At 60.7% G+C, this 5,691-nt stretch carries 6 protein-coding genes; 2 read left to right on the top strand and 4 right to left on the bottom strand.

Annotation, left to right across the window (positions count from 1 at the left end):
* Window positions 1-59 precede the first annotated feature (59 nt).
* Complete coding sequence (locus AKL29_RS37600) at window positions 60-491, top strand: acyl-CoA thioesterase (protein ID WP_050387654.1); 432 nt, start codon at window positions 60-62, stop codon at window positions 489-491.
* Between the two features lie 34 nt (window positions 492-525).
* Here the strand turns inward: AKL29_RS37600 and AKL29_RS37595 are convergent, their stop codons facing one another.
* The 3 genes from AKL29_RS37595 to recA form a co-directional block, all read right to left on the bottom strand.
* Window positions 526-1,524 carry a hypothetical protein gene (locus tag AKL29_RS37595; protein ID WP_050387653.1) on the bottom strand — a complete coding sequence of 333 codons (999 nt, stop codon included), beginning with the start codon at window positions 1,522-1,524 and terminating at the stop codon, window positions 526-528.
* A gap of 84 nt (window positions 1,525-1,608) precedes the next feature.
* Window positions 1,609-2,592 (bottom strand): hypothetical protein, encoded by a 984-nt coding sequence (locus AKL29_RS37590; protein ID WP_063779996.1) that lies wholly within the window; start codon window positions 2,590-2,592, stop codon window positions 1,609-1,611.
* 144 nt (window positions 2,593-2,736) lie between these two features.
* On the bottom strand, window positions 2,737-3,825 hold the full coding sequence (recA, locus tag AKL29_RS37585; RefSeq protein ID WP_050387652.1) for a recombinase RecA: 1,089 nt from the start codon (window positions 3,823-3,825) through the stop codon (window positions 2,737-2,739).
* 632 nt (window positions 3,826-4,457) lie between these two features.
* Here recA and AKL29_RS37580 point away from each other — a divergent pair.
* Window positions 4,458-4,643, top strand: a complete 186-nt coding sequence (locus AKL29_RS37580) for a hypothetical protein (protein WP_050387651.1) — start codon at window positions 4,458-4,460, stop codon at window positions 4,641-4,643.
* A 38-nt stretch (window positions 4,644-4,681) separates the two neighbouring features.
* Here the strand turns inward: AKL29_RS37580 and AKL29_RS37575 are convergent, their stop codons facing one another.
* Complete coding sequence (locus AKL29_RS37575; protein ID WP_152977931.1) at window positions 4,682-5,101, bottom strand: hypothetical protein; 420 nt, start codon at window positions 5,099-5,101, stop codon at window positions 4,682-4,684.
* Between the last annotated feature and the right edge of the window lie 590 nt (window positions 5,102-5,691).

The following is a 5,691-nucleotide window of genomic DNA, read 5'->3' as shown; positions in this document are numbered from 1 at the left end:
GTTCGCGACTTCGTCGCGCCCCGGAATGACGGACTGGCCCGCCCGCGGCAGGAGGAAACATGCGCGAGGAATTCTGGTTCCATTTCCCGTTTCGCGTCCGCTATTCGGAGGTCGACGCGCAGGCCGTGGTGTTCAACGCGCACTACCTCACCTATTTCGACACCGCCATCACCGAATATTTCCGCGCGCTGGGCTACGATTATCTCGGCGAGGTGGCGCGGACCGGGATCGACTTCCACACCGTGAAATCGGTCGTCGAGTACAAGGCGCCGATCCGGTTCGACGAGAACATCGAGGTCTGCGTCCGGGTCGCGCGGATCGGTCGCTCCTCGATCAATCTTGCGCTCGCGATCTTCGCCAAGGGCTCCGATGACCTGCGCGCCACCGGCGAGATCATCTGGGTCGCGACCGACCAGAAGACGCACCAGTCGGTCGCCGTGACCGAGGATTTGCGGGCACTGATCGCGAGCCGCGAAAAGGCGCTGGCGTAACGCGGCCCTGCCGGCGGCGCGGTGTCGATCAAACCTATGGAGCGACCAAGGTGCGGCTCTCGGCATCCCAGCGCCACAGCCGGTCGTTGGTAAGCTTCGTACCACCCCACCAGCGATCGATCGGGTTGTGCTGGCTGAAGTCGCCGGCGCCTGCCACGATTGCCTGTCCGAGGGCGGTCAGCGCAAGCCGGCTTCGCTTGTAGCGTTGGTGCCGGTCAGGATCTTCGTGCATGGCAAGATCAAATGGCCCCTCAACGAGGCCTGATATGACAGGCACAGGACAATGGGCCAGACCATCCAGCAAGGCTCCAGCCTCCCAATAGTCAAACGTCTTCTGGTCGTTGAGCTTCTGGTGCCCCGGAAACAATTCGTACGGATGGACATGGCCTGCGGATATCAACTCGAGCAATCGCATTTCCGTCGCGCCAAGCCCGGAGCCGCGCGAGGGGAGTTCTTCCAGGAGCGCGACGACTGAACTCCGCAATCGCGGAAGTGCGCCGAGATCCTGCCTCAACAGATTGAACCAGGCTTCCGGCGTCGATGCGCGCCAGGCTGTCCACGCAACGCCGGCGGCTTCGAGGTGGTCGCCACGGATGGGGACGAGCTGCAGCTGCCAGGCGGCCAACTCGGCCGGCTGCTGCTCGCCGATGATGTGATTTGTCTGGAATACAGCAAGCCTGGATGTGACGTTCGCATGCGGGCGCAAGTAATCCAGCAGCCAAATCAACTGCAGTTGTGAATTCGGATCGGGACCGACCCACAGATCGACGGCGTCGAAGCGCTCGCAAAATTCGATCAATCCAAGACCCTGACGATGCGCGGCCTCAATCGATCTGCCGGTGAGATTATCCAGCCAGTGGGGCCCGGTACCGTGCGCAGCTGCGCGGGGCGCGAACAAGGCGTCGAAATCGCCCGAGGCCGGCAATCTTCCGCAAACAAACCGATGCTCGATGCTAATTACGCAATCGGCAAGCCGTGCGGCCTTCAGGCCGCCCGCCCCGCTATCGGTGAATGTGAAGATGAGCCGGCTCATAACGGGTTCATTTTCGGGTCAGGCCAATTCATTGGTTCAGTTGAACGACAGCTTGCGCGCTCCACCTCGATCCAATGAACAGACCTATGGAGCGACCAAGGTGCGGCTCTCGGCATCCCAGCGCCACAGCCGCTCATTGGTCAATTCGGTGCCGCCCCACCAGCGATGGATCGTGTTGTACTGGCTGAAGTCGAGCTCGCGATCCGACACTTCCTGGCCGAAATCGGTGAGCGACAACCGACTGTACAGGAGTCGTTCTCGTCGGGCCTTCAAATCGTCGGCCCCCTCGATCTCGGCGGGGAATCCGGTCAGGACCGGTGATGGACAATCGGCGAGCCGATCCAGGATCAGCTCCGCTTCCTGAAAATCGAACACGCCGCGCTCCCTGTTCAGCTCGCTCGAAAGGACCTGTGGGCTTGTCTTGCCGTCGGCGACTAGATCCAGCATCCGCAGTTCGGACGCGCCGAGGCCGGTGTCTCGCCCGGGCAGCTCCTCGAGCAACGCAATCAGCGCCGCGCGGAGCTGCGGGATGGCCGACAGATCCTGCATGAGAAGGTCGAAACAGGGCTCGGGCGTCGGGGCGCGATAGGCGTTCCAGGCGCGACTGGCCAATTCCAACCGATCATCCGTCACCGCAAGTGCAGGCAATCGCCATTTCGCCGAGCTCTCACTTCGGTACCTGCCGATCTCGACATCGGTCTGGACCAGCTTGAGCTTCGCTACGATGTGGCGGTGCGGGCGGAGCACGAGCAACCAGGCCAGCACCAGCTGGTCATTTGGCTGAGGATCGGCCCATAGCTCGACCCTGTCGCAACGCTCACACAGCTCGACAAGCCCGACGTCCCGACCGTTCGAGCCGGTCCATCTTGAACTGGCGAAGTCGAGCCAGTGCGTGTCGAAATCGACATGCTTTGCAGAACGCGGTTCCAGCAGGGTCGTGAGGTCAGCCGACGAGGGCATTTTCCTCCAAACGAAGCGCGGCCTCAAGCCGACGACGATATCCGCCCTTCCCGCCTGCCTCAGGCGATAGCTCGCGAGATCGCTTGTCGCCAGGATCAGACTCGTCACGACGCTCTCCGGCTACGCACGGTGGCATCAGCACCGCAAGCTGAGGATCAACTGCTTCACGAAAGACACACAAAACCAAACGGGCGCCGAAGACGTCGGCAACTCAACGTCCTCAGCGCCCGCTTGCAGCGAAATAATTGAGCCTTACTCTTCCGTCGGCTCCTCGCCCTCGGCGTCGCGCTCGGGCGTGCCGGCAAGGATCTGCTCGGAGATCAGGCCGGAGTTCTGCCGGATCGCGGCTTCGATCTTGGCGGTGATGTCGGGATTCGACTTCAAAAATGCCTTGGAATTCTCGCGGCCCTGGCCGAGCCGCTGGCTGTCATAGGAGAACCAGGCGCCCGACTTCTCGACGATGCCGGCCTTGACGCCGAGGTCGAGGATCTCGCCCATCTTGGAAACGCCCTCGCCATACATGATGTCGAACTCGACCTGCTTGAAGGGCGGCGCCAGCTTGTTCTTCACCACCTTGACGCGGGTGGTGTTGCCGACCACCTCGTCGCGCTCCTTGATCGCGCCGATGCGGCGGATGTCGAGGCGGACCGAGGCGTAGAATTTCAGCGCGTTGCCGCCGGTGGTGGTCTCCGGCGAACCGTACATCACGCCGATCTTCATGCGGATCTGGTTGATGAAGATCACCATCGTGTTCGACTTGTTGATCGAGGCGGTGAGCTTGCGCAGCGCCTGGCTCATCAGGCGGGCCTGCAGACCCGGCAGCGCATCGCCCATCTCGCCCTCGAGCTCGGCCTTCGGCACCAGCGCCGCGACCGAATCGATCACCAGCACGTCGACCGCGCCGGAGCGCACCAGCGTGTCGGCGATCTCGAGCGCCTGCTCGCCGGTGTCCGGCTGCGAGATCAGGAGCTCGTCGATGTTGACGCCGAGCTTGCGCGCATAGACCGGATCGAGCGCATGTTCAGCGTCGATGAAGGCGCAGATGCCGCCCTTCTTCTGGCCTTCCGCCACCGTGTGCAGCGCCAGCGTGGTCTTGCCCGACGATTCCGGCCCGTAGATCTCGACGATGCGGCCCTTCGGCAGGCCGCCGACGCCGAGCGCGATATCGAGCCCGAGCGATCCCGACGATATCGTCTCGACATCCATCGAACGGTCGTTCTTGCCGAGCTTCATCACCGAGCCCTTGCCGAACTGGCGCTCGATCTGGGAGAGCGCGGCTGAGAGGGCCTTGGACTTGTCCATGGAGGATCCTTCGACGATACGCAGTGCGGTGGCGGACATTTGGGATGTGCTCCTTATGGCGGGGATTCGCTAGCGGGACAAACGGGCGAGATCAGATGCGTTGTTGACTGGAACCTCGTACCACGTTTGTTCTAGGTTCGCAATATGTTCTTTCGGGCAGACCCGGTGCTGTCCGTATTTAAGCCCCCGTGTCCGAATTTGAATTCCAGAGTGCCCTAGTTCGGATTAAGCGAACGGAAACCATGGCTTAGCCGATGTTCTCGGTAGGACTACCGAGCGTGGGCCGGCGGTGTTCTCCGTTTGACCCAAAGCTTTGAGGCACATCAAAGCTTATGCCCTCGCTTCTCGGTGTGAGAACGAAGTGCGTATTAAGGGGTTATTGAGGAGTTCAACAAGGTTGATCGTGGAGGCGATCAGTGGTGCGCGGATCATTGATTCATCGGCCGAATGTCTTCATCGATAAGAGAACCATCGATGAGTCCCGCCGGGTCATCGATGCATCAACCCAAGTCCTCGAAACCCATCCGCCGCCGGATACATTCTTGGGCCGGAAAACCCGCGAACCCATTCCGCCTGACGATGAACAGTAGGTCCGCTCTCCGCTGGGCCGCATTTTGTAACTGGCGTATTCTGGTTTCTGGGCGCACTCTGGTTCCAGCCAGGAACCGGCAATGACGCTGGATGAAAAGATAGCTCAGGCACAGCGCCACGTTGATGGTGGCCGGCGCATCGTCGAGCGCCAGCGGGAAATCGTGGCCCGCAGCGGATTGCCAGACTCAATCGACCTTCTCGACCTCTTTGAGCGCACCCAACTGATATTCGAGACGGACTTGGCCGATCTGCTCAAGAGGAAGTAAGGTTGCCTCAGTTGGCGGCCCTGTCCTTCAATCTTCATTTAGACGGGCTCGTCGTCTCCATCATAGATTTGGGAGACGTTCATTGTGAATGTCTTGAACCAACGCACCCGTTGCGCAGCGGGCCAGCCCTTCTCAGGGTCCGGAATCTTTTTCAAAGAGCGCAAGCAACAGAGGATCAAGTTGCAAGTCATCCTCTCCGCCGCTTCCTCCGCCGCCACCGCCAGCCCACCACCGTTTGAATCGTTGCTCACGTCGGCGGGCGTGGCTTCGGTTGGGACGAAGCCGGGTAGAACGCGTCGATCTCGTCCAGCCTCATAAAATCCGGCCTGCTCAGCCGAGCGCTCCATCACACGGCGCGCCGTGTCGGTCAACGTGCTGGCAACGCCAAGGGCAGCAAGCTGACATTCGATGACGCTGTGGATATCTGGATTCGTCATTGGAACGGCGAATTTCAACATCGAATCGCGGCGTATGACGTGAATCCCGGTCGCGTGAATGAGGTGCTGAAGGGCTCTCGACATCGCGGCAGCCGAAAAGCGGCGCTATCTCACAAGTCAGCCTGAACAACGAAGCCCGGCGCGAGCCAGGCTTTTTTCTTTGCCCAAAAGAAACGGCCCCAGCGAGGTGGTACACGCTGAGGCCAAGGCGGTTGGATCATCCATGAGTAGACAGGCTCATCCGATCAACAGAGCGCCGACGCCTACGATGAGCGCTACGAGCGATATTGCCGCCAACGCCATGAAGCTGTACTCGACGCCGTCGTGGTGACTGAGCCTGAACATACAGAGAGCTTGCGCTCCGGCCTTAGTGTCCGCATTAAAGTAGGCATGTCAGCGATGGCGCCCTAATTGCGGTTCCAGGCTTAACTTAAGCGAAGATTTTTGAAACAATTCCCTCGATGCCGCTTTTATTGCTCATGCAACAGGCGACCGAGGTTCATCTAGTCCGCGTGACGACCGATGACGGTGAGGTCCAAATCTGGCTCGCTGCGACTTCGCGCGAAGAAGCTGTTGACCGAGTGCTCGACGCTATCCCGGAGGGATGGGCC

It is taken from the genome of Bradyrhizobium pachyrhizi (assembly GCF_001189245.1).
Lineage (GTDB): Bacteria > Pseudomonadota > Alphaproteobacteria > Rhizobiales > Xanthobacteraceae > Bradyrhizobium > Bradyrhizobium pachyrhizi.
Note: the sequence above shows the minus strand (reverse complement) of the source record. Positions and strands in the feature narration are given on the sequence as shown.

Coding starts and splice junctions, on each gene's coding strand:
- AKL29_RS37595 (WP_050387653.1), bottom strand. CDS start 1,524: ATGAGCCGGCTCATCTTCACATTCACCGATAGCGGGGCGGGCGGCCTG.
- AKL29_RS37575 (WP_152977931.1), bottom strand. CDS start 5,101: ATGTTGAAATTCGCCGTTCCAATGACGAATCCAGATATCCACAGCGTC.
- AKL29_RS37600 (WP_050387654.1), top strand. CDS start 60: ATGCGCGAGGAATTCTGGTTCCATTTCCCGTTTCGCGTCCGCTATTCG.
- AKL29_RS37580 (WP_050387651.1), top strand. CDS start 4,458: ATGACGCTGGATGAAAAGATAGCTCAGGCACAGCGCCACGTTGATGGT.
- recA (WP_050387652.1), bottom strand. CDS start 3,825: ATGTCCGCCACCGCACTGCGTATCGTCGAAGGATCCTCCATGGACAAG.